20 protein-coding genes are annotated in these 21,328 nt (G+C 66.1%); 7 read left to right on the top strand and 13 right to left on the bottom strand.

Going from position 1 to position 21,328, the window contains the following annotated elements:
• Nucleotides 1–280 precede the first annotated feature (280 nt).
• From E4K65_RS41375 to E4K65_RS41365, 3 genes are all read left to right on the top strand, one after another.
• On the top strand, nt 281–721 hold the full coding sequence (locus E4K65_RS41375) for an antibiotic biosynthesis monooxygenase family protein (RefSeq protein ID WP_135178994.1): 441 nt from the start codon (nt 281–283) through the stop codon (nt 719–721).
• Nucleotides 691–933 carry a helix-turn-helix domain-containing protein gene (locus E4K65_RS49635; protein ID WP_283813928.1) on the top strand — a complete coding sequence of 81 codons (243 nt, stop codon included), beginning with the start codon at nt 691–693 and terminating at the stop codon, nt 931–933. Before E4K65_RS41375 ends, E4K65_RS49635 begins: the two co-directional genes overlap by 31 nt.
• Nucleotides 934–1,079: 146 nt before the next feature.
• Complete coding sequence (locus E4K65_RS41365) at nt 1,080–2,213, top strand: helix-turn-helix transcriptional regulator (protein ID WP_135178993.1); 1,134 nt, start codon at nt 1,080–1,082, stop codon at nt 2,211–2,213.
• 97 nt (nt 2,214–2,310) lie between these two features.
• Here the strand turns inward: E4K65_RS41365 and map are convergent, their stop codons facing one another.
• Nucleotides 2,311–3,129 (bottom strand): type I methionyl aminopeptidase, encoded by an 819-nt coding sequence (map, locus tag E4K65_RS41360; protein ID WP_027548020.1) that lies wholly within the window; start codon nt 3,127–3,129, stop codon nt 2,311–2,313.
• A gap of 107 nt (nt 3,130–3,236) precedes the next feature.
• On the bottom strand, nt 3,237–4,553 hold the full coding sequence (locus E4K65_RS41355; RefSeq protein WP_167771574.1) for a mechanosensitive ion channel family protein: 1,317 nt from the start codon (nt 4,551–4,553) through the stop codon (nt 3,237–3,239).
• Between the two features lie 215 nt (nt 4,554–4,768).
• Here E4K65_RS41355 and E4K65_RS41350 point away from each other — a divergent pair, with 215 nt between their 5' ends.
• Nucleotides 4,769–6,562: a potassium/proton antiporter gene (locus E4K65_RS41350; protein ID WP_135178992.1), complete on the top strand. Its 1,794-nt coding sequence runs from the start codon at nt 4,769–4,771 to the stop codon at nt 6,560–6,562.
• 170 nt (nt 6,563–6,732) lie between these two features.
• Here the strand turns inward: E4K65_RS41350 and E4K65_RS41345 are convergent, their stop codons facing one another.
• Genes E4K65_RS41345 through E4K65_RS41325 form a run of 5 tightly spaced genes read right to left on the bottom strand, consistent with a single transcriptional unit; the run spans nt 6,733 to nt 11,415 of the window.
• A complete protein-coding gene (locus E4K65_RS41345; RefSeq protein WP_135178991.1) occupies nt 6,733–7,644 on the bottom strand; it encodes a polysaccharide deacetylase family protein in 912 nt (303 codons plus the stop codon).
• Between the two features lie 3 nt (nt 7,645–7,647).
• A complete protein-coding gene (locus E4K65_RS41340) occupies nt 7,648–8,448 on the bottom strand; it encodes an ABC transporter permease (protein WP_235885954.1) in 801 nt (266 codons plus the stop codon).
• On the bottom strand, nt 8,445–9,308 hold the full coding sequence (locus E4K65_RS41335) for an ABC transporter permease (protein ID WP_135178989.1): 864 nt from the start codon (nt 9,306–9,308) through the stop codon (nt 8,445–8,447). The genes E4K65_RS41340 and E4K65_RS41335 overlap by 4 nt, the downstream gene beginning before the upstream one ends.
• Nucleotides 9,305–10,384: an ABC transporter ATP-binding protein gene (locus E4K65_RS41330; RefSeq protein WP_135178988.1), complete on the bottom strand. Its 1,080-nt coding sequence runs from the start codon at nt 10,382–10,384 to the stop codon at nt 9,305–9,307. Before E4K65_RS41330 ends, E4K65_RS41335 begins: the two co-directional genes overlap by 4 nt.
• Entirely contained in the window at nt 10,381–11,415 is a 1,035-nt protein-coding gene (locus E4K65_RS41325) for an extracellular solute-binding protein (protein WP_135178987.1), read from the bottom strand. Before E4K65_RS41325 ends, E4K65_RS41330 begins: the two co-directional genes overlap by 4 nt.
• A 196-nt stretch (nt 11,416–11,611) precedes the next feature.
• Between E4K65_RS41325 and E4K65_RS41320 the strand changes: the two genes are divergently transcribed.
• Nucleotides 11,612–12,340 carry a GntR family transcriptional regulator gene (locus E4K65_RS41320; protein ID WP_135178986.1) on the top strand — a complete coding sequence of 243 codons (729 nt, stop codon included), beginning with the start codon at nt 11,612–11,614 and terminating at the stop codon, nt 12,338–12,340.
• A 185-nt stretch (nt 12,341–12,525) separates the two neighbouring features.
• Here E4K65_RS41320 and modC read toward each other — a convergent pair whose 3' ends face one another.
• From modC to mepA, 5 genes are all read right to left on the bottom strand, one after another.
• Complete coding sequence (modC, locus tag E4K65_RS41315) at nt 12,526–13,188, bottom strand: molybdenum ABC transporter ATP-binding protein (RefSeq protein WP_135178985.1); 663 nt, start codon at nt 13,186–13,188, stop codon at nt 12,526–12,528.
• A gap of 2 nt (nt 13,189–13,190) precedes the next feature.
• A complete protein-coding gene (modB, locus tag E4K65_RS41310; protein ID WP_135179022.1) occupies nt 13,191–13,886 on the bottom strand; it encodes a molybdate ABC transporter permease subunit in 696 nt (231 codons plus the stop codon).
• Between the two features lie 13 nt (nt 13,887–13,899).
• The gene (modA, locus tag E4K65_RS41305; protein WP_135178984.1) at nt 13,900–14,685 is read right to left on the bottom strand and encodes a molybdate ABC transporter substrate-binding protein; all 786 of its coding nucleotides are present in this window, start codon (nt 14,683–14,685) and stop codon (nt 13,900–13,902) included.
• 190 nt (nt 14,686–14,875) lie between these two features.
• Nucleotides 14,876–15,379 (bottom strand): hypothetical protein, encoded by a 504-nt coding sequence (locus E4K65_RS41300; RefSeq protein ID WP_167771573.1) that lies wholly within the window; start codon nt 15,377–15,379, stop codon nt 14,876–14,878.
• A 318-nt stretch (nt 15,380–15,697) separates the two neighbouring features.
• Nucleotides 15,698–16,639 carry a penicillin-insensitive murein endopeptidase gene (gene mepA / locus E4K65_RS41295; protein WP_167771572.1) on the bottom strand — a complete coding sequence of 314 codons (942 nt, stop codon included), beginning with the start codon at nt 16,637–16,639 and terminating at the stop codon, nt 15,698–15,700.
• A gap of 488 nt (nt 16,640–17,127) precedes the next feature.
• Here mepA and E4K65_RS41290 point away from each other — a divergent pair, with 488 nt between their 5' ends.
• Nucleotides 17,128–19,299 carry an EAL domain-containing protein gene (locus E4K65_RS41290; protein ID WP_135178981.1) on the top strand — a complete coding sequence of 724 codons (2,172 nt, stop codon included), beginning with the start codon at nt 17,128–17,130 and terminating at the stop codon, nt 19,297–19,299.
• Between the two features lie 79 nt (nt 19,300–19,378).
• Nucleotides 19,379–20,104, top strand: a complete 726-nt coding sequence (locus E4K65_RS41285; protein ID WP_167771571.1) for an RDD family protein — start codon at nt 19,379–19,381, stop codon at nt 20,102–20,104.
• A gap of 6 nt (nt 20,105–20,110) precedes the next feature.
• Here E4K65_RS41285 and E4K65_RS41280 read toward each other — a convergent pair whose 3' ends face one another.
• Nucleotides 20,111–21,277, bottom strand: a complete 1,167-nt coding sequence (locus tag E4K65_RS41280) for an acyl-CoA dehydrogenase family protein (protein ID WP_167771570.1) — start codon at nt 21,275–21,277, stop codon at nt 20,111–20,113.
• Nucleotides 21,278–21,328: the final 51 nt, after the last annotated feature.

Raw genomic sequence — 21,328 nt, 5'->3', positions numbered from 1 at the left:
GCATAACCATGCCGGACGGCGCGCGTTTTGCAACCACGAAGTGTCTGGCCCCGGGCTTACCAATCCGGCCACGCCATTTTCGGCGCGCTCTGGCCAGCAGAGTTCGCGCATCGGCAACGCCGGGAGCCGGTCAGGATGTTGCCGGCCCGGATTCCCGGCGCCGTCTACGGTCGGGAAGAAAAAAATTGCACACCAGCTGTCTTCGTTCTCCTGCCTCGTTCGTCTCAGCGCTGTTGGCCGGTCGAGTGGCCAGCCGATCTTCCGCAACAGGAGAACATCAATGTCCCGGACCAGATCTGAGCCCTCGCGTCGTACCTTCGTTGCCACCGGCCTCGGAGCCGGCGTCTTGCTCGCCGCGCAAGCGGCGCCGTCCCACGGCCAGAACAGGAGCTCGAAAATGGAAGCGACCATTCGCACCGGCGGCGACGTCGCGACCCTCGTCAACGTCTTCACGGTCGAGCCGGACAACCAGCACAAGCTGGTGCAACTCCTGAAGGAAGGCACCGAGAGCTTCTTCAGCAAACAGCCCGGATTCATCTCGTCCAGCGTCCACGCCAGCAAGGAGGGCCGGCGCGCGATCAACTACTCGCAATGGGCGACTGCAGGGGACATCGAGAATTTTCGCAAGGATCCGAGATTTGCGCCGTATGTCCAGCGCCTTGCGGCGCTGGCGAAGGCCGAGACGATCCTGTGCGAGGCCGTCGAGGTCAATCACGCCTGATCGGCAACGGCGGCGCGGGGCGGTCCAAAAGACCGCCCCGCGGGAGCGCCGCGACCCGCCGTGTGCAGGAAGCCAAGCGTCTGATCGACCGGACCAGCGTGACATTGGCGGAGATCGGCTTCGCCGCCGGTTTCGGCAGCGTCCGCCGCTTCAACGACGCTTTTGCCGCGACCTACAGGCGGCCGCCGTCGTCATTCCGCCGCCGGCGATAGGGCGCGCGCCGGGACCACCCGACTTGCTTCTTGCCGTGCCGCTCCGACCGCGTGAAGGTCTCGTCGTCCATACCATCCTCCATTCGGAGGATGCCGTTCTCCCAGGATACCGCTATCAACCGATCGGATGATGGAGCTGCCGAACGATGGTTGACGTAGATCTGGTATCGCACCTGATCGGGGACATCTACGATGCCGCCCTCGATTCAGCATTGTGGACCGACGTCCTCGAGCAGACATGTCAGTTCGTCGGCGGAACGGCGGCATCGCTCTACTCTAAGGAGGTCGTCGCGCGGCAAGGGGCGGCCCGATACAATTGGAACATGCCCGCGGACGCCCTCACCGCGTATTTCAACGATCATGTGCGCTTCGATCCCGTCACCGTCAGCCAGTTCTTTTTCCAGGTCGGGGACATCTACAGCATCGCTGATCTCATGCCTTACGAGGAATTCGTCGCCACGCCGGTCTACCAGAAGTGGGCGAAACCCAATGGCTGGGTCGATCATCTTGCCGCGACCCTCGACAAATCGGCGAACGGCTTCGCCCTCTTCGGGGTGTTTCGCGGCGAGAGGCAGGGGCTGGTCGACGATGGCATGCGCCATCGGATGCGGTTGTTGGTCCCCCATATGCGTCGCGCCGTGCTGATCGGGAACGTGATCGACGTTCACCGGGCCGGGTCGTCAGCCCTGTCGGATGCCTTCGATGCGATCGGCTCCTGCGTCTATCTCGTCGATCGCTCTGGCCGGATCGTGTTCGTCAACGAGGCCGGCCAGGCGCTGTGCGACAGCGGAACGGTCTTGAGCCGCCCGCGAAACGTGCTGACCGCCACCGATCCGCACGCAGCCCGCATCCTGCGGGACCTCCTGGTTGCCGCGAACGACGGCGACAGCGCGATCGGGGTTAGCGGAATCGCGGTGCCGCTGCTGGAGCAGTCGGACCATGGCTGGTTTGCCCACGTGCTGCCGCTCACCTCGGGCGCCCGCCGTCGGGAAGGCAGGGTTCATTCGGCCGTGGCCGCTATCTTCGTTCGCAAGGTCTCGGCCTACGCACCGCCGCCGCTCGAAACGGTCGCCAGGCGCTACAAGCTCTCACCCGGCGAGGTTCGCGTTCTTCAGGCCATGATGAGTGTCACGGGCGTGTCGAAGACCGCCGCGGCGCTCGGGATCGCCGAAACCACGGTCAAAACCCACCTGCAACATCTGTTCGCCAAGACGGGCGTGCACCGCCAGGCCGACCTGGTGAAACTGGTTGCGGCGCATGCGGATCCGTTTCGCTCCTGAATCGTTCCGCCTCGGCATCTGATGTGTCATCACGCGACGGCGCCGTCGGATGGCGGCGCGTGGTCGGCAAGCTCGAACGTCTTGATCGAGCCTGAAATCACCCGATCTGTTTCTCGCCGTGCCGCTCCGACAGCGTGAAGATCTCGACGCCGGTCGCGGTCACGCCGACGGAGTGCTCGAACTGCGCCGACAGCGAGCGGTCGCGGGTCACTGCGGTCCAGCCGTCGGAGAGAATCTTCACATGCGGCTTGCCGAGATTGATCATCGGCTCGATGGTGAAGAACATGCCGGGCTTGAGCTGAACGCCTTCGCCGGGCCGGCCGATATGGATGATGTTCGGCTCGTCGTGGAACATGCGGCCGAGACCATGGCCGCAGAAATCGCGCACCACGCTCATGCCTTGCGGCTCGACGAAACTCTGGATGGCGTGGCCAATGTCGCCGGTGGTGGCGCCGGGCTTCACCGCCGCGATGCCGCGCATCATGGCTTCATACGTCACCTCGATCAGCCGCTCGGCCTTGCGCGCGATCGGGCCGACCGCATACATCCGGCTGGAATCGCCGTACCAGCCGTCGACGATGAAGGTGACGTCGATGTTGACGATGTCACCCTCTTTCAGCGGACGGTCGCCGGGCATGCCGTGGCAGACCACGTGGTTGAGCGAGGTGCAGGTCGAGTAGCGATAGCCGCGATACATCAGCGTCGCCGGATAGGCGCCATGGCTGAAGGCGAAGTCGCGGACGAACTGGTCGATGCGCTCGGTCGGCACGCCCGGCCCGACGATGTCGGTGAGCTCGTCGAGGCACTTGGCCACCAGCGCGCCCGCCTTGCGCATGCCGGCAAAGGCGCTCGGTCCATGCAGCTTGATCTGTCCGGTCTTGCGCAGGGAGGTATCGGTGGCTTCGACGTAGCTCATGCGGGGCTGGTCTCGATGTCGGCGGAAGGGCTTGATTTCAGGGCCATAATCTAATGATCACGGGCCTTCATGCAAGTCGGGCGTGGCTCTTGCGCCCGAAACAGGGCCTAATTCGGGACTTCTACGGTGGTTTCCACCGGCAGGGCGCCGCCGCGGACGCGGATTTCGCGGACGGGATAGGGAACCCGGATGCCCTCGCGCTTGAAAGCCTCCCACAGCGCCAGCATCACGTCGCTTTTGACATTGTCCATGCCGTCGGGGTCGGCCAGCCAGAGGGTCAGCGAGAACTTCATCCCGGCCTCCGCGAATTCGGTCAGGATGCAGTTCGGCGGCTTGGCTTTCTGCGCGCGGGGATGGGCTATGGCCGTCTCGATGGCGAGCTTGCAGACCAGCTTGGGGTCGGCGTCGTAATTGGTGCCGAACGCGATCTTCACCAGCGTGTTCTTGTCGGTATAGGTCCAGTTGACGACCTTCTGCGTCACCAGATCCTCGTTGGGCACCAGGAACTCGCGGCCGTCGCCGGCGGCGACGGAAATATAACGCGTCTTCATCGCGCTGATGCGCCCGGTATTGTCGCCGATGGTGACGAGATCGCCGGGCTTCACCGACTTGTCGGCGAGCAGGATGATCCCCGAGATGAAATTGGCCACGATCTTCTGCAGGCCGATACCGATGCCGACGCCGACCGCGCCGGAGAACACCGCGAGCGCCGAGAGGTCGATGCCGACCGCGCCGAGCGCGATGACGATTGCGATGGCCAGAAGTCCGATGCGGATGATCTTGACCAGCAGCACCTGCACCGACGGCGTCAGATCGGTGGTCGAGTTGATCCGGCTCTCGGCGAAATTGCTGGCGATGTTGGTGGCCCACAGCGCGATCAGCAGGAGCGCACCGGCCTTGATCACCAGCAGCGGCGTCAGCCGCAGGCCGCCAAGCACGATCGCGAAGGAATCGAGCAGGTCGACCGTCGTGTCGAGCTGTCCGATGATGGACAGCGCTGCGACGAACCACGCCGTGATCGACACCAGCTTGACGATGAAGGCGTTGCGCAGCACCGAGGTCACCAGCCGGATCGCGAGCCAGGCCAGCCCCATCTTGGCGGCGACCATCAGGAGATAGCTGCGGCTCGGCCAGGTCGCATGGTACATCACGAAGCGGGAGATGATCACGAACAGGGTGAACACCGCCGTCGAGGCACTGGAGACCATGACGCGTGCGAAGTGCCGGAGCGGCAGCGGCCAGCCCATCGCCAGCGAGGTCATGTCGACGCGGTTGCGCACGCCGGCTTCCGCGGCATAGGCGATTCCGGCCGCGGCCAGAATGAGGCCGAATTGCAGATAGAACCAGGGTGAGGAGACTTCCGCCCCGACGCTGCGCGCGGTGGTCTGCACGAACTCCATGAAGTCCTTGAGGTCCATGTCCATCGGGGCGGTCTCGTCGGGAAGCGGGCGGGAGGGTTTGATTCGAGGGCGCCGCAGACTCCCACAAAGGGCGCGGCTGGACCATCGATACACCTCTAAGTGAAGTGCGTTAAGGCCGCAAAATGCGGGCAGATTGCCGCGAGCGGGAGAAAATGGGTTGGCGCGCCGGTACAGCGACGATAAGGATGCAAATCCAGCGATTTTTACCCGGAAGGTGGATGGCCTCCCTCGACTCTGTCAGCCTCGCCATATTGCTCGGCGCCGTCCTGGTGATGGCGGGTATCCTGTCGAGCCTGCTTGCGCTGCGCTTCGGCGCGCCCTTGCTGCTCGTCTTTCTCGTGATCGGCATGCTCGCCGGCGATTCCGGCCCCGGGCAGCTCCAGTTCGACGACGTCCGCACCACCTATCTGGTCGGGTCGGTGGCGCTCGCCTTGATCCTGTTCGACGGCGGCCTGCGGACGCGCTTTGCCAGCATCCGCACCGTGCTTGCGCCGTCCGTGGTGCTGGCCACCGTCGGCGTGCTCTTGACCGCGCTGGTCACGGCGCCGTTCGCCAAATACGCGCTCGACCTCAACTGGACGGAGTCGCTGCTGGTCGGCGCCGTGGTGGCCTCGACCGACGCGGCCGCCGTGTTCCTGCTGGTCCACACCCAGGGCCTGCGCCTGCGCCCGCGCGTCGGCGCGACGCTGGAGGCCGAATCCGGCACCAACGATCCCTTCGCGATCTTCCTCACCTTGATGCTGGTCGAATACATCTCGCTGGGATCGAGCTCGGCGGGGCACGTGCTGTTGGAGTTCCTGCAGGAGGCGGTGCTGGGCGCCGTCGTCGGCTTCTTCGGCGGACGGCTCGTCGTCATCGCGCTCAACCAGGTGGCGCTGCCGCAGGGCCTGCATGCGCCGTTCGTCACCACCGCCGCGCTCGTGATCTTCGGCGGTTCGCAGATCATGCACGCCTCGGGCTTCCTCGCGGTCTATCTCGCCGGCATCATCATCGGCAATCGTCCGACCCGCGCACATAATTCGGTGGTGACCTTCCTCGATGCCGCGACCTGGCTGGCGCAGATCGTGATGTTCGTGCTGCTCGGTTTGCTGGTCTCGCCGAGCCGGCTCGGCGCCAGCGTGCTGCCGGCTGTCGCCGTCGCGCTCGTGCTGATGCTGGTCGCACGGCCGCTCGCGGTGTTCGTGTGCCTGGCGCCGTTCCGCTTCAACTGGCGCGAAAGGATCTTCATCGCCTGGACCGGGCTGCGCGGTGCCGTCGCGATCTTCCTGGCGTCGATCCCGATGCTGGTCGGCCTGTCCAAGGCCTATCTCTATTTCGACGTCGCCTTCGTCGTCGTCATCATCTCGCTGCTGCTGCAAGGCTGGACCCTGGCGCCGGCCGCGCGCAAGCTGCATGTCGCGCTGCCGCGCGCCGAGCGCGGCCCGCGGCGTGTCGAACTGGATCTGCCCGGCCAGCTCGAGCAGCAGCTCGTCGGCTATTCGGTGCGGCCCAAGAGCCTGTACTTCCGCCGCGGCCTGATCCCGTCCTGGTCGAAGCCGACGCTGGTGATCCGCAACGAGAACATCTTGACGCCGACGGAGGCCGATCCGATCGCGCCCGGCGACTACATCTATCTGCTGGCGCCGCCGGAAAAGGCCGAGTCGCTCGACCGCTTCTTCGTCGACATGCAGCCGAGCACCGCGCCGGACCCGCATCTGCTCGGCGACTTCATGGTCTCCGGCGAGCACACGCTGGCCGAGCTCGCCGAGATCTATGGCGTGAAGGTGAGCGAGGACGAAGCCAAGCTGACGCTAGCCGACTATTTCGACGTTCATCTCGACCGCGCGCCGAAAGAGGGCGCTGAACTTGCGCTGGACGAGATCGTGCTGGTTGCCCGCAGCATCTCCGGTGGCCGCGTCAATGTCGTGGGCCTGCGTCTGCCGGAAGACGACGAGACACCGCCGCCGCTGACGCGCCGACAGGCGCTGCGGCGCAGGCTGGCGGATTTGTGGACGTCGGTGGCGGGGGTTTAGGGCTCACCATCGCTTGCGGGCCGCCGCCACAACCTCGCTGTCATCGCCCGGCTTGACCGGGCGATCCAGTACTCCGAGGCGATTGTGATTGAGCCGAGAAGCCGCGGCGTACTGGATGCCCTGGTCAAGCCGGGGCATGACACCTTCTATGTGGCGCAGGCCGGCGCAACTCACACCCCCGCCGGCACCGCCGTCATCCAATGCCGCGCAATTGCCGCGCGCGGCGCGATCCATGCGGCGCCGCTTGCCGTGATATGCGCCAGGATCCGCTCCAGCGCGCCGATCCGGCCCGGCCGGCCGATCATGCGCAGATGCAATCCGACCGACATCATCTTCGGCGCCGTCTCGCCCTCGCGCTTCAGCCATTCGAACGCATCGATGACGTAGTCGGCAAAGTCGGCGCCGTTGAAGCGCGAGGCGTTGTAGTACTGCATGTCGTTGGTGTCGAAGGCATAGGGCAGCACCAGATGCTGCTTGCCGGCAACGTCCCGGTAATAAGGCAGGTCGTCATTATAGGCGTCGCTGTCGTAGAGAAAGCCGCCGTGCTCGACCAGCAGGCGCCGCGTGTTCGGCGAGGTCGCCGAGCGCGTGTGCCAGCCGACCGGGCGCTGTCCGGTGACGCGCTCGATTGCCGCCACCGTGTTCACGATGACCTCGCGCTCGCTGGCTTCGTCCATGTCGGCATGGCTCTGCCAGCGCCAGCCATGCGCAGACACCTCGTGGCCGCGCGCAATCGCGTCGCGCGCCAGTTCCGGCGAGCGCTCGACCGCGCGGCCGCAGGAACTCACCGTCACCTTGACGCCGTGCGCGTCGAACAGGTCCATGATGCGCCACCATGCGGCGCGCGTGCCGTATTCGAAATGGCTGTCGATGCAGGAATCCGGCCCGTCGAGCCGGTGCACGACCTCATAGATCGCCTCATTGTTCGCGTCGCCGTCATTGACGGAGAATTCCGAGCCTTCCTCGAAATTCACCACCAGCGACACCGCGACGCGCGCGCCGTTCGGCCAGCGCGGATTCGGCGGCCTGCCGCGATAGCCGGCGAAGTCGCGATGAGAGGTAGTATGCCTGGGTTCGCTCATGGATCAGTCCGAGGTTCCGGCCATGCGATGCAGGCCGACGACGCGGTCGCTGACGAACAGCAGGATCACCGTGCCCGTCAGGATGAGGGTGGAGAGCGCCGCGAGCGTCGGGTCGGGCGCCTCCTCGATATATTGCAGCATCCGGATCGGCAGCGTCTTGGTGCGGACGTCGGCGAGGAAGATCGAGACCGGATAATTGTCGAACGAGGCCAGGAACGAGAAAATCCCCGCGATCAGGAACGACGGCGCCAGCGCCGGCACCATCACGCGCAGCACGCTGCCGGGATAGGTGCAGCCCAGCGTGCGCGCCGCCTCGATCAGGGTGAAGTCGAACCGCGCAAGGCCCGCGATCATCGTGCGGGCGACGTAAGGCAGAGTGATCACGAGATGCGCGACCAGCAGCGTCGCACCGGGCATGGTGAAGCCGACGGCGCGAAAGCCCTGCAACAGCGCGATGCCGAGCACGAGGCCGGGCATCATCAGCGGCGACACCAGCGCGGTCGCAAAGATGCCCGCGCCCGGTAGCTTTCCGCGCGCGATCGCAATGGCCGCGAGCGTGCCTGAGACCAGCGAGATCGCGGTCGACAGCAGCGCGATCTGGAGCGACAGCAGCAGCGACGGCCAGAAGCCGTCGAGCCGGCCGATTCGGCCATACCAGCGCGTCGATGCGCCGGTCAGCGGCAAATCGAACACCGGCGTCGGCGAGAAGCTCGCGGCCGCGATCACCAGCAGTGGCACGATCAGGAACAGCGCGAGGCCGATGGCCATGACCCAGCAGACGACGATTGCGGCCCGAATCATCATTTCGGCTCCCGCGACAGGCGCGCGCTCAGCGCGACGACGGCAATCGCGATTCCCAGCAGGACGACGCCGGCTGCGGCGCCGAAGCCGGGCTCACGCGCCAGCAGATAGGCCTTTGCGATCGTGGTCGCGAGCGTCGGGTATTTTTCCCCGATCAGCAGCGTCGGCACCACATAGGCGGAAACCGACAGCGAGAACACCAATGCGACGCCGGCGATGATGCCCGGCAGCGTCAGCGGCAGGATGACGTGAAAGAAGGTCACGATCGGCGAGGCGCCGAGCGTGGAGGCCGCTTCCGCATAGCGCGGATCGAGCTGGGCGACGATGGCGTAGATCGGCAGGATCATGAAGGGCAGGAAGATGTTCACGGCGCCGACGATCAGCGCGGTCTCGGTGAAGATCATCCGGATCGGGTCCTCGATGATGCCGAGCGCGATCAGCGTCTCGTTGACGATGCCGTCGCTGCGCAGCAGGATCGTCCAGGCAAAGGCTTTGACAATGACGCTGGCCGCGAGCGGCAGGAACAGCGTCGCCAGCAGCACCGAGCGCAAGGCGCCGTGGGCCCGCGCCAGCGCGAAGGCGGCGGGATAGCTGATCAGGAAGGCGATGATGGTCGTCAGCAGCCCCAGCCGCAGCGAATTCCAGATCACCCCGAGATAATAGGGCGTGCCGAGCAGGCGCCTGTAGTTGGCGAAGGTCAGCCCGTTGGCGTCGATGACGCTGACGCCGAGCAGCAGCACCAGCGGCAGCGCGAACACGCCGGCGATGATGACGAAGGAAGGCAGCACGAAGCCGATCGCGGTGAGCCGCTCGCGATCGACCGCTGGCGCCGCGACGGGCGCGGGAAGGGCGGCTTCGGTCATGCCTGCGCCTCCATCGGAAACGCAAAGGTCTCGGTGACAGGCCAGCTCAGGCGGATCTCGTCATGCACGCGCGGGATCGCGCCGTCGCGCTCCGAGAGTTCGGCGAGCAGGCTCTCGCCCGCGCCGGCATCGACCTCGACCAATGTGCGCGAGCCCTGGAACACCACGGAGCGGACGCGTCCGGCCGCGGAGTTGGCCTCGCTTTGTTCGCCGAGGCGCAGCTGCTCAGGGCGCGCCGCGACGATGACGGGGGAGCCCGCCTGGAAATTGCCGAGCGCCGACAGGCGGCCGACCTTGGTCTCGACATCGACCTTGCCGTTGTCGGCCGCCAGCACGGTGCCGGAAATCCGCGTCGACAGCCCGACGAAGTTGAGCGCGAACAGGCTCGCGGGGCGCAAATAAAGCTCGCGCGGCTCGGCGAGCTGCTCGATCCGCCCCTTGTTCATGACTGCGACGCGGTCGGACATGGTCAGCGCCTCGTCCTGGTCATGCGTCACGAAGATCGCGGTCGCCTTCACGTCCTGGAGCAGGCGGCGCAGCTCGACCTGCATCTCCTCGCGCAGCTTGCGATCGAGCGCCGAGAGCGCCTCGTCGAACAGCAGCACATCAGGCTCGACCGCGATGGCGCGCGCCAGCGCCACCCGTTGTTGTTGCCCGCCCGACAGCGCCGAGATGCGGCGGCCGGCGAGATGCCCGAGCTTGACCAGCGACAGCGCGCGTTCGACCGCCGCGTTGATCTCGCGCCTGGCCGTGCCGCGCACCTTCAGCCCGAATGCGACATTGCCTGCGACGGTGAGATGCGGAAACAGCGCGTAGCTCTGGAACACGACGCCGACATTGCGCTTGTGCGGCGGCACGTGGGTGATGTCGCGCCCGGCGAGCTCGACCTTGCCGGAGTCGGGCTGCGCCAGCCCGGCGATGGCGCGGAGCAGCGTGGTCTTGCCGCAGCCGGAGGGGCCGAGCAGTGTCACCAGCTCGCCGCGGCGGATGGTCAGGTCGATATGGTCGAGGACCGTCGTCGGCCCGTACCGCTTGGAGATGCTGCGGACGACGAGATGCGGCGCGGCTCCGCTCATGTCATCTCCTTGCTCCAGCGATCGACCCACGCGGCGCGGTTCTTGGCGACGAACGCCCAGTCCGGCGCGAACAGCGAGGCGGGATCGGGGAAGCCCGCCGGCGTCGGCGTGCCCTTGTTGGTCGGTGCGACGAAAGCCTTGTCGGCAAGGATGGTCTGCGCCTCCGGGCTCAGGAAGAAGTCGATCACGGCGTCGGCAAGATCGCCGCCAGGCGCGCCGGCCACCTTCGCGATGCCGGAGGGCATCGCAAAACCGCCGTCCTGCGGCACGGCGAGATCGACCGGCGAGCCCTCGGCCTTGCGGATCAGCGTGTAGGCGGAGAACTGGCCGCCGATCATCCAGGCCTCGCCCTGCTCCATCAGATTGATGGCCTGCGGCGCGTTGGTATAGACGTTCAGCAGGTTCGCCTTCAGCTCCTTCACCTTCTTGAAGGCCGCCTCGATCTCGTACTGTGCCTCCTTGTAGGGCTTGCCGGTTTCGAGATGCGCGGCCGCGAGCAGCGTCCAGAATCCTTCGGTGTTCGAGAGCGACGGCACGATCACCCGCGAGGCATATTTCGCGTCCCACAGGTCCGACCACTTGCTTGGTGCCGTCTTCATCCGCTTGGTCGAATAGGCGATGCCGGCCCAGGGCCGCTGATAGTTCGCCCACATGCCGTCCTGGTGCACTGAGCCGTCCACGAGCTTGCCGAGGTTCGCGATGGAAGAGGCCGACATCTTCGTGATCAGCCCTTCGGCGGACGCCGGCAGCATCACGGGATCGTCCATGATGACGACCGAGATCTTTGGCGCGGCCTTGTCGGCCTGCATCTTCTGGAGATTGGTCAGCGAATTGGTGCCCTCGTAGAGCACCTTGCAGTCGAGCTTCTTCTCCAGCACCGGAAACAGATCGGCGTTGAAATATTTTGCGGCGCCCGCCGGGCCGCCGATGACGATCTCCTTGGGCGCGGCGCGCAAGCGCCCCGGGGCCGCCAGAACCGCGGCGAGGGCCGCGCCGGACTTCAAAACGCTGCGTCGGGAGGGGGTGTGCATGGGCATGTCCCGTTTGTTGTGCGTAAGGCTTGCATCGAGGCAGCAGCAAGCGCCATGCCAAATGTGCACATTTTTATAAACTGTAATAATTTCAATATCTTGATTTGCGCTCGAGTTTGGGGCTTGCGCAGCCGCGCAGCAAATGTGCACATTTTTTGGAGGTGACGCTGCGCATCCTTTGGGCCTAGCTATCGCCATGGCGACGCAGCGCAGGCGAAATGGCAAGGCGAATCCAGCGGAGGACGAGGCGGTCTATCAGGCCATCCTGCACGCGCTGCTGGAGGGCAAGCTGAAGGCCGGCACCAAGCTCGCCGAGCCGCCGCTCGCCGACATCTTTGGCGTGTCGCGCGAGCGCATCAGGAAAGTGCTGCACCGGCTGGGGGCGGAGCGGCGGTTGGAGATGATCCCCAACCGCGGCGCCCGCGTGCCGCGGCCGACGCTCGACGACGTCCGCAGCGTCTACGAGGCGCACCGTGTGCTCGAGGCCGGCGTGCTGACGCAGCTCGTCCGCCATGTCGACGATGCCCTGATCGAAAAGCTGACCGCGCATCTCACTGAAGAGCGCGCCGCCGCAACGCGCGGCGATCGCGCAGCCTCGGTGCGGCTCTCCGGCGCGTTCCACGTCCATCTGGTCGAGGCGCTCGGCAATGCCGAGCTGTCGCGCTTCCTCGCCGACCTGCTCAGCCGGTCCTCCGTGATGGTCTCGGTCTACGAGCCGGCGACGGATTCGATCTGCGCTGTCGACGAGCACGGCGCCATCGTCGAAGCCCTGCGCGCCCGCGACGTCGCGCGCGCGATTGCGGTCTCGCGCGAGCATTTCCTGCACGTGGAGAGCCGATTGCATCTCGACGATGCGGTGCCGGCGAGCGAGGATTTGACGGCGGTGTTTGGGGCGGTGAAGCCGAAGCGACGGAAGGGGCGTTAAAGCGCAACGCCTCCCCAACGTCGTCCCGGCGAAGGCCGGGACCCATAACCACAGGGAGAAGTTCGGCGAAGACTTGCAGTTGCCCTTCCTTCGCCGGTACCTACACCGCAGTCCCTCGATAGATCACGCGGTATGGGTCCCGGCCTTCGCCGGGACGACAGCGGTGGAAGTTGAGCCACCGTGCCTCACGTCAGCACCTTCACCCCGCCGAACGACGTCACCCGCCCCTCTTTCAGCATCACGATCTGCGTGGCGAGCTGGCGCAGTTCGGCGACGTCGTGGCTGACATAGACCATGGGGACGTTGGCTTCGTCCCGCAGCCGCACCAGATAGGGCAGGATCTCGAGCTTGCGGCCCTCGTCGAGCGCACCGAGCGGCTCGTCGAGCAGCAGCAGGCGCGGCTTCGACAACAGCGCGCGGCCGAGCGCGACGCGCTGGCGCTCGCCGCCGGAGAGCTTTCCGGGGCGGCGACCCTGCAGCGCGCCGATGTCGAGCAGGTCGATGATGCGCTTGTGCTGCGCGGGATCGGACGGCAGGCCGTTCATCCGCCTTCCGTAGTCCAGATTCTGCGCGACGTTGAGATGCGGAAACAGCCGCGCGTCCTGGAACACATAGCCGATGCGGCGGCGCCAGGCCGGCACATGGATGCCGGCCGCGGTGTCGTCGACGGTCTCGCCGTCGATCACGATGGTGCCGCGGTCGGGCCGCAACAGCCCTGCGATCATGTTGACCAGCGAGCTCTTGCCGGCGCCCGATGCGCCGAACAGGCCGATGACGCGGCCCTCGCTGCTGAAGGTCGCTGCAAGGGTGAACTCACCGAGTTGTTTTTCGATATCCACCCGCAGCATGGTCAATTCCCGTGCAGGCGCGCGGTGGCGCGGCGGGCGAACCATTCGGCGGCGATCAGTGCACCCAGCGCCAGGATGATCGAGACGATCACGAGCCGGCCCGCAGCGGCGTCGCCATCGGGCGTCTGGATCAGCGAATAGATCGCGGAGGAAATCGTCTGCGTCTCGCCGGGAATGTTGGAGACGAAGGTGATGGTGGCGCCGAACTCGCCGATCGCCTTCGCAAAGCCGAGCACCATGCCGGCGAGCACGCCGGGCAGCGCCAGCGGCAGCGTTACCGTGAAGAACACTTTCCACGGCGCCGCGCCAAGCGTCTCGGCGGCCTGCTCGAGCTTGCGGTCGATCGCCTCGATCGACAGCCGCATCGGGCGCACCAGCAATGGGAACGACATCAGGCCACATGCGAGCGCAGCACCAGTCCAGCGGAACGCGAAGACGATGCCGAGAGTGTCAGCCAGGAATCCACCGATGAGCCCCTTGCGGCCGAAGGTGAGCAGCAGGAGATAGCCGGTGACGACAGGCGGCAGCACCAGCGGCAGATGCACCACCGCATCGAGAAACGACTTGCCCCAGAAGTCATGGCGGGCAAGCAGCCATGCCAGCGCAATGCCGAACGGCGTCGCCACCAGCGTTGCGACGACGGCGACCCTGAGCGAGAGCAGGATCGCGGTCCATTCGGCGGGCGAGATCTCGAACATCAAGTCGCAGATATCACGTCGTGGGGCTGACCAGGAATTTGAAGCCGTATTTTTCCAGAATCGTCTTGGCCGCCGTCGAGCGCAGGAAGGCGAGATAGTCGCTGGTCTCGCCCTTCGCGGTCGTGGTCGCCGCGACCGGATAGATGATCGCAGGATGCGAATCCGCCGGGAAGATGCCGACGATCTTCACGCCCGGCTCGACCTTGGCGTCGGTGGAGTAGACGATGCCGAGATTGGCCTCGCCGCGCGCGACCAGCGTCAGCGCGGCGCGCACGCTCTCGGCCATGGCGAATTTCTGCTCGGCCGCCTGCCATGCGCCGAGCTTCTCCAGCGCCGCTTTCGCATACTTTCCGACGGGCACCGACTTCACGTCGCCGGTCGCGATCCTGCCGTCGCCGGCGAGCTTTGCGAGGTCGAAACCCTGCGCGATGGTGACGTTGTCGATCGCCGAATCCTTCGGCGCGATCAGCACGATGCTGTTGCCGAGCAGGTTGACTCTGGAAGGCTCGTTGATGGTCTTCCTGGAGATCGCGTAGTCCATCCAGTCGGTGTCGGCGGAGACGAACACGTCGGCCGGCGCGCCCTGCTCGATCTGCTTGGCGAGCACCGAGCTTGCGGCATAGCTGACGCTGAACTTGACGCCGGTCTTCGCGGTGTAGGCCGCGTCGATCTCGTCGAGTGCGTTCTTCATCGAGGCGGCGGCGAACACGGTGATGGTCTTGTCCTCGGCGGCGGCGGGCGAGACGGCCGCGCCCGCGAGAAGGACGAAAGCAGTGAAAAGTCCGACGATACGAATCATGAGGTGCGCTCCGTGCGAGCCCGCGCGCGAAATCACGCGCGCAACTGGCGTTGGGTGGGGTCGTTGCGACGGGCGGAAGCGCTGTTCCACGGGGCCTTGCGACGGCTTACGGCCGGCAGGGATATCGCAGCTGCGAAGATAGCAGGCCGAGGCTTTAGGGCAAAGGCGACCGTTTGTCTAACCAACCCAGCTATTGGGCCGGCAGGATCGCGATCGACAGCGAATTGTCCTTGGCACCGCTGATCTGGACCACCAAGGGCTGACCCGACAGCTCGTATTTCATGGTCTTGCGGATGCCGTCGCAATCGGTCGCGCCGCTGAAGGCCACGGGCTTGAGAAAATGGCCGTCCTGGACCACGTCGACCCAGGCGCCGGCCGACAGGCTGATCGTGTAGAGCCCGGCCTTCGCGGTCTTGATGCTGGTGAAGCCGGCGAAGCTGCCGTCCTTCGGTGCGCGCTCCGGCGGCGTGGGCAGCCTGGCATCCGCCGGCGCGACGAGGCCCAGCGTGACGGCTGTCGCGGGAAGGGCCGGCTGTTCGCTCCCCGAAGCGAGCTTTGCACGGTCCGGCGCCGTCAGCGCGGCGCGCTCGCGTTCGATCGGCCATTTGAACTTGTCGCAGCCGCTGGGCTCGTCGGCAGCCAGAGCGGAGGTCGCACCGAGCATGAGCGCGGCGACGAAGGTGAGGATGCGCATGTCAAATCTCATCGTTGGCCACGCAAAAGATGCGAGGCTTGCGGACAGGTTTGTTGAAGGGCGGGATGCGCATCCCGACGAGGCCGCGCGGCTTACGGCAGAGCGGCAAGGCGATCCTAGCGTATTTGGCTGGTGCGAACCAACCAACGAGTTCGTCATCCCGGGCCGCGCGCCCCAATCATCATTGTCGTCCCGGACAAGCGCAGCGAAGCGGAGCGCGGATCCGGGATCCATAGCCACTCCCTGTGGTTATGGGTCCCGGCCTTCGCCGGGACGACAACTGAGAGCTTGGTCGGCAGCGTGCCCACACGCACGCCGCTACTTCGCATCCGCTGCGTGCAGCACCGCCTTGCACGCCGCCGGCATCTGGGCCAGCGTCATCGGCGGTTTCGGTTTTGGCGGCTCCGGCGGCGGTTTGGGGTGCAGCACTGCATCGGAGAACCAGTAGGCGAGATCGGCGTCCTTGCAGCCTTCGTCCTCGGACTGCGACGGCTGGCCCTCGCATTCGCCGGCGCCCGGCGGGCAGCGCATGCGGATGTGGAAGTGATAGTCATGGCCCCACCAGGGCCGGATCTTCGACAGCCAGGAGCGGTCGGCCTTGGCCTCGCGGCACAGCGCCTTCTTGATCGCGGCATTGACGAAGATGCGCTGCACCGCCGGCTCCTGCGCAGCGTCGCGCAGCACCAGCACATGGGACGGCGTGAACACCTTCGGGTCGATGTCGAGCCGGTCCTGCCGCACCATCATCACCGCGGACATCTCCTCGCGCTCCTCGCGCGAGAGCCGATGGTCCGGCATCGGCGTCAGCCAGATGTCGGCATCGAGGCCGATCTGATGGCTGGCATGGCCCGACAGCGCCGGCCCGCCGCGCGGCTGGGCGATGTCGCCGACCAGGATGCCCGGCCAGCCGGCGTCCTTGTGCGCCCTGGCCGCGAGCCGCTTGATCAGCGCGATCATCGCCGGGTGGCCGAAATTGCGATTGCGCGACAGTCGCATCACCTGCCAATCGTCGCCGTTCAGCGGCATCCGTTCGGCGCCGCCGATGCAGCCCTTGGTGTAGGAGCCGATGACATGCGCCGGCCCTTTCGAGGGCAGCAGCTTTCGCGCGAACAGCTCCTTGGCGCCGATACTGGGATCATTGGGGTTGGCGAGCGGCGGCAGCGGCTTTGGGTTGACGCTGCCCTTGTCCTGGGCCAGCGCGCCGCCGGCGGTCAGGAGTGTCATGAAAAGCAGGAGAGAGACGAGGCGGCGGGGACTCATGCTGATCACCTTATAGCCCAACGCCGTGTCAGGGTTAAGAATTAGGCTCGTCCGCCGCGGCGGCCTGGCCTCGCATGGCGATCTCCCGCGCATGCGGCGCAATCGAACGTTCCGCATCGAAAATCCCACATCGGCCGGCCGTTTTTAACGGCGCGATAACCCTATGCTGCATTGACCAAAATTCATGCGTGGCGTGAGAAATACGCGTGGCTCGCATGCAATCGCACGCGATTTCGGAAATGATTCAAGTGAGCGCGCAATTTTGCGCCAGCGCACCGTCCCATCGCGACGGCGAAAACTGGTTTGCTGCGCCCGCCGCGGTTTTCGCGCCTCGCAAACAGGCACAGCAGGGCCGGCGGTCTGCGGCCAGGTCGGCGAAGATTACTTTTTTTTCAGACACTTGCCTCAAAACTTGCGGCCACAGGGCGCAACTGGGACATGTGAAGTTGAGTTTGGGGTCTCGAAAGCTAGGAAAGCGAAAGCGCAACGTGCGTGCTGCGGCCGGCCGGTCGCCGCGCAAGCCGCGTTTTGCGCGCGCCTCGCTTCGGCCCGCCCAACACGACGAACTCGTGCAGAGCCGCGCGGAGGCCGAAGCGGCCATCATCGAGGCGCGCAAATCGCATGAGCGGCTGCGCCAGGCCGTCGACCTGCTGCCGCAGGGCATCGTGATTCTCGATCCCGAAGGCCGCTACGTTCTCTGGAACAAGCAATATTCCGAGATCTACAGCAAGACCGCCGATCTGTTCGCTGAAGGCGCGCGCCTCGAAGACACGCTGCGCGTCGGCGTCGCCCGCGGCGACTATCCGGAAGCCGCAGGCCATGAGGAAGAATGGATCGCCCAGCGGCTGAAGAAGCTCTATCAGCCGGGCGCGCGTCACGAGCAGACGCTGTCGGACGGCCGTGTCATCCTGATCGAGGAGCGGCGCACCGACGACGGCGGCGTCGTCGGCCTGCGCGTCGACATCACCGAGCTGAAGCAGCGCGAGGCCTCGTTCCGCCTGCTGTTCGACGGCAATCCCGTTCCCATGATCGTCTGCGCGCTGGACGACGAGCGCATCCTCGGCGTCAACGACGCTGCGGTCGCCCATTACGGCTATAGCCGCACCGAGTTCGAGAAGCTGAAGATCCGGTCGTTGCAGGCCTTCGACAGCGAGCCGCCCTGGACCACCGATCGTTCCAGCGACGAGCAGGCCGCGCGCACCTGGAAGCACGTCAAGGCCGACGGCGCGCTGATCGACCTTGCGATCTACTCGCGCGAACTGACCTATGCCGAGCGGCCTGCGGTGCTGCTCGCGCTGATGGACATCACCGAGCGCAAGCGCGCCGAGGCGCGGCTGGCCTTCATGGCCCAGCATGACGGGCTGACCGGCCTGCCGAACCGCAACCTGTTGCGCCAGCAGGTCGACGAGATGCTGCTGCACACGCGCCGCAGCGCCGAGAAGGTCGCGGTGCTGATGCTGGGGCTGGACAATTTCAAGGCGGTCAACGAGACGCTCGGACATGCGATCGGTGACAAGCTGTTGCGCGGCGTCGCCAAGCGGTTGCGCTCCACCCTGCGCGAAGAGGACGCACTGGCGCGGCTCAATTCGGACGAGTTCGCGATCGTGCAGAGCGGGCTGGCCCGTCCCGAGGACGCGGTGATGCTGGCCAAGCGCCTGCTCGAGGCCATCGCCGATCCCTATCTGCTCGACGGCCATTCCGTGGTGATCGGCGCCTCCATCGGCATCGCGATGGCGCCGGCCGACGGCGATGATTCCGAAAAGCTGCTCAAGAGCGCCGACATGGCGCTGTCGCGCGCCAAGCTGGATGCGCGCGGCACCTTCGCTTTCTTCGAGGCGGCGCTCCATGCGAAGGCGCAGAGCCGCCGCAAGACCGAGGTCGAGCTGCGCGACGCGATCCAGAACGACGTGCTGCGGCCGTACTATCAGCCGCTGGTCGACCTATCGAGCGGCCGCATCACCGGCTTCGAGGCGCTGGTGCGCTGGCCGCACGCCGAGCGCGGCATGGTCTCGCCGGCGGAGTTCATTCCGGTCGCCGAGGAAACCGGCCTGATCAATCCGCTCGGCGGCTTGATGCTGCGCCGCGCCTGCTTCGACGCCGCGACCTGGCCCGACGACGTCCGCGTCGCCGTCAATCTGTCGCCGCTCCAGTTCCGCAGCGGCAATCTGCTCTCGATGGTGACGGACGCGCTGAAGCATTCCGGCCTGCCGCCGCGGCGGCTCGAGCTCGAGATCACCGAGACACTGCTGCTGGAGAAGAGCGCCCAGGTGCTGGCGACGCTGCATGCGCTGCGCGCGCTCGGGGTGCGCATCTCGATGGACGATTTCGGCACCGGCTATTCCAGCCTCAGCTACTTGCGCAGCTTCCCCTTCGACAAGATCAAGATCGACCAGTCCTTCGTGCGCGATCTCGGCGCCAATCGCGAAGCGCAGGCGATCATCCGCTCCATCGTCAGCCTCGGCAAGGGCCTTGGCGTCACCATCACCGCCGAAGGCGTCGAGACCGAGGCCGAGCTGAGCTGCCTCCGGGCCGAAGGCTGCGACGAAGGCCAGGGCTTCCTGTTCAGCAAGGCCCGCCCGAATATCGAGATCATCAGCCTGCTCGCCGCACAGCGCGGCATCGATGGCGCTGAGGACGAAGACGCCGCGATGGTGGCGTGATTGCTGCCGCGGTGAATCGAACCTCACGCGCGCTGCCGGCGTCTCATGATGAGATCCAATGATCGGATGGGGCTCCCCCATGACCTCTGAAGCGCCTCCACTGCCGTTGCCTGGACCGCGCTATGCCCGCTTCTCGCGGCGTTTCAAGGCCGTTCTGCTCGACTGGATGCTGGCAATGGCCATGCTGTTCGGCGCCCTGGCGGTCGCGAGCAATGTCGCGAGCGATGGACTGGGCCGGATCCTCGGCGTCGCCGTCGTCGTCATCCTGGTGCTCTACGAGCCCGTGATGGTCTGGTGCGCCGGCGGAACGCTCGGACATATCTGGACGAACTTGCGCGTCGTTGACGATCGTGGCGGCAATCTGAGTTTTGCCAAGGCGCTCGCACGTTTCGTCGTGAAGAGCGTGCTGGGCTGGTATTCGTTCGTGGTCATGGCTGCCACGCGCCGCAACCAGGCGGTTCACGACCTGCTCACGCATTCGACCGTCCAGATCCGCGACCCCGCCAAGGCGAAGCCCGGCCAGTTCATCACGGAGCGGCGTGAGGATGATCCGACGATGCCCTCGCGGCCGCGGCGTACGCTGGTGACGGTGGTCTATGTTGCGCTCAGCGTCTTGCTTTATTTCGGAGTGCTCGCCGGCCTGCTCCGGGGCGGCATCCTGTCCCGCGCCTGCGTCTATCAGGACATTTGCTCGGGAGGCGACCGCATCGTCGACTTCGCCGTCGCCGCAGCGTTCCTCCTGATGATCGCCCTGGTGATTGGCATGGGCTGGCGAGGCCGCCTGCTCGGCGCACGCAAGGCGTAGGCAAATTCAGCGGCCGGCGTCGACGCCGCCGGACAAAATCGCCTTCCCGACATCCTCGTAATGCGTGTCGCGCGCCTGGATCTGCTGCGCGATGGCGTGCATGTCGCGGAACCGCCGTTCGAACGGATTGCTGCGGAACACGGCCGTAGCGCCGGCCATGTGGTAGGCGGCGTCGACCACGCGCGCCGACTGATGGATGGTCCAGGTCGCAGCGAGGCGAACCGCGCTGCGATGCGCCGCGCTGAATTCGCCGGTCGCAGACAGGTCGCGCCACATCGCACTCGCGGTCGCATAGAGATAGGTGCGCGCGGCACGAAGGTCGCCCTCGGTGCGGCCGATCAGGCCCTGGACCGCCTGGTTGTCGCGCATGGTGCTCGCCGCGAGCGACTGGTGCTTTGCCCGCGCCAGCGCGATTCCTGCATCCAGCGTGGCGCGCGCCACGCCGAGCGACACTGCGGCAAAGCCCAAGCTAAAGGTCGAGCCGGTGCCGATCCTGTAGAGTGGACCCCGCTCGCGCAGCGCGGACGGCACGTCACGAAACGCGGTGAAGCGCTCGGGGATGAAGAGGTCGCTCACCTCGTATGAATCCGTGCCGGTGCCGGCGAGTCCGATCGCCTGCCACACGTCGTGCAGCACGGCACTGGTGACCGGAAACAAGATGGTCCGCACCTCCGGCGATCCATCGGCATTTTTGCGCGGCACACCGTCGGCACCGACGATGCGGACATGCGCCCCCAGCCAGCTCGCCTGCCGCGAGCCCGAGGCAAAATCCCAGCGCGCGGTGACGCGATAGCCGTCCTCGACCGCGCGCGCCTCATGCGCGATCGCACCCCAGGCGAGGATACCCGGCTGCGTGTTGAAGATCTCATGCGCGGTGTCGTGATCGAGCGAAGCCGCGATCATCGCGCAGACACCGCACTGGCCGAGACACCAGGCTGTGGAGGCATCCGCCTTCGCGATCTCCTCCAGCATCTGCATGAAGGCGTCGATCGGAACCTCGGCGCCGCCAAGGCTCTGCGGCAGCAGCGCGCGATAGAGCCCGTTCTCGATCAGCGCGGCGACGACATCAGGCGTCAGCCGCCGCGTCCGTTCGATCTCGTCGGCATCGCCCGCGATCAGTGGCGCCAGGGCGCGGGCACGTTCGACCAGACCAACGCCGGGAGTTGCGTTCATGCGCGTTTCCTCGCCCATTCTGTTGTGAGCGGTCAGGAGACGATGGTGATC

The sequence above is a fragment of the Bradyrhizobium niftali genome, from assembly GCF_004571025.1.
GTDB classification, from domain to species: Bacteria; Pseudomonadota; Alphaproteobacteria; order Rhizobiales; family Xanthobacteraceae; genus Bradyrhizobium; species Bradyrhizobium niftali.
This window is presented reverse-complemented; position numbering and strand designations above follow the sequence as displayed.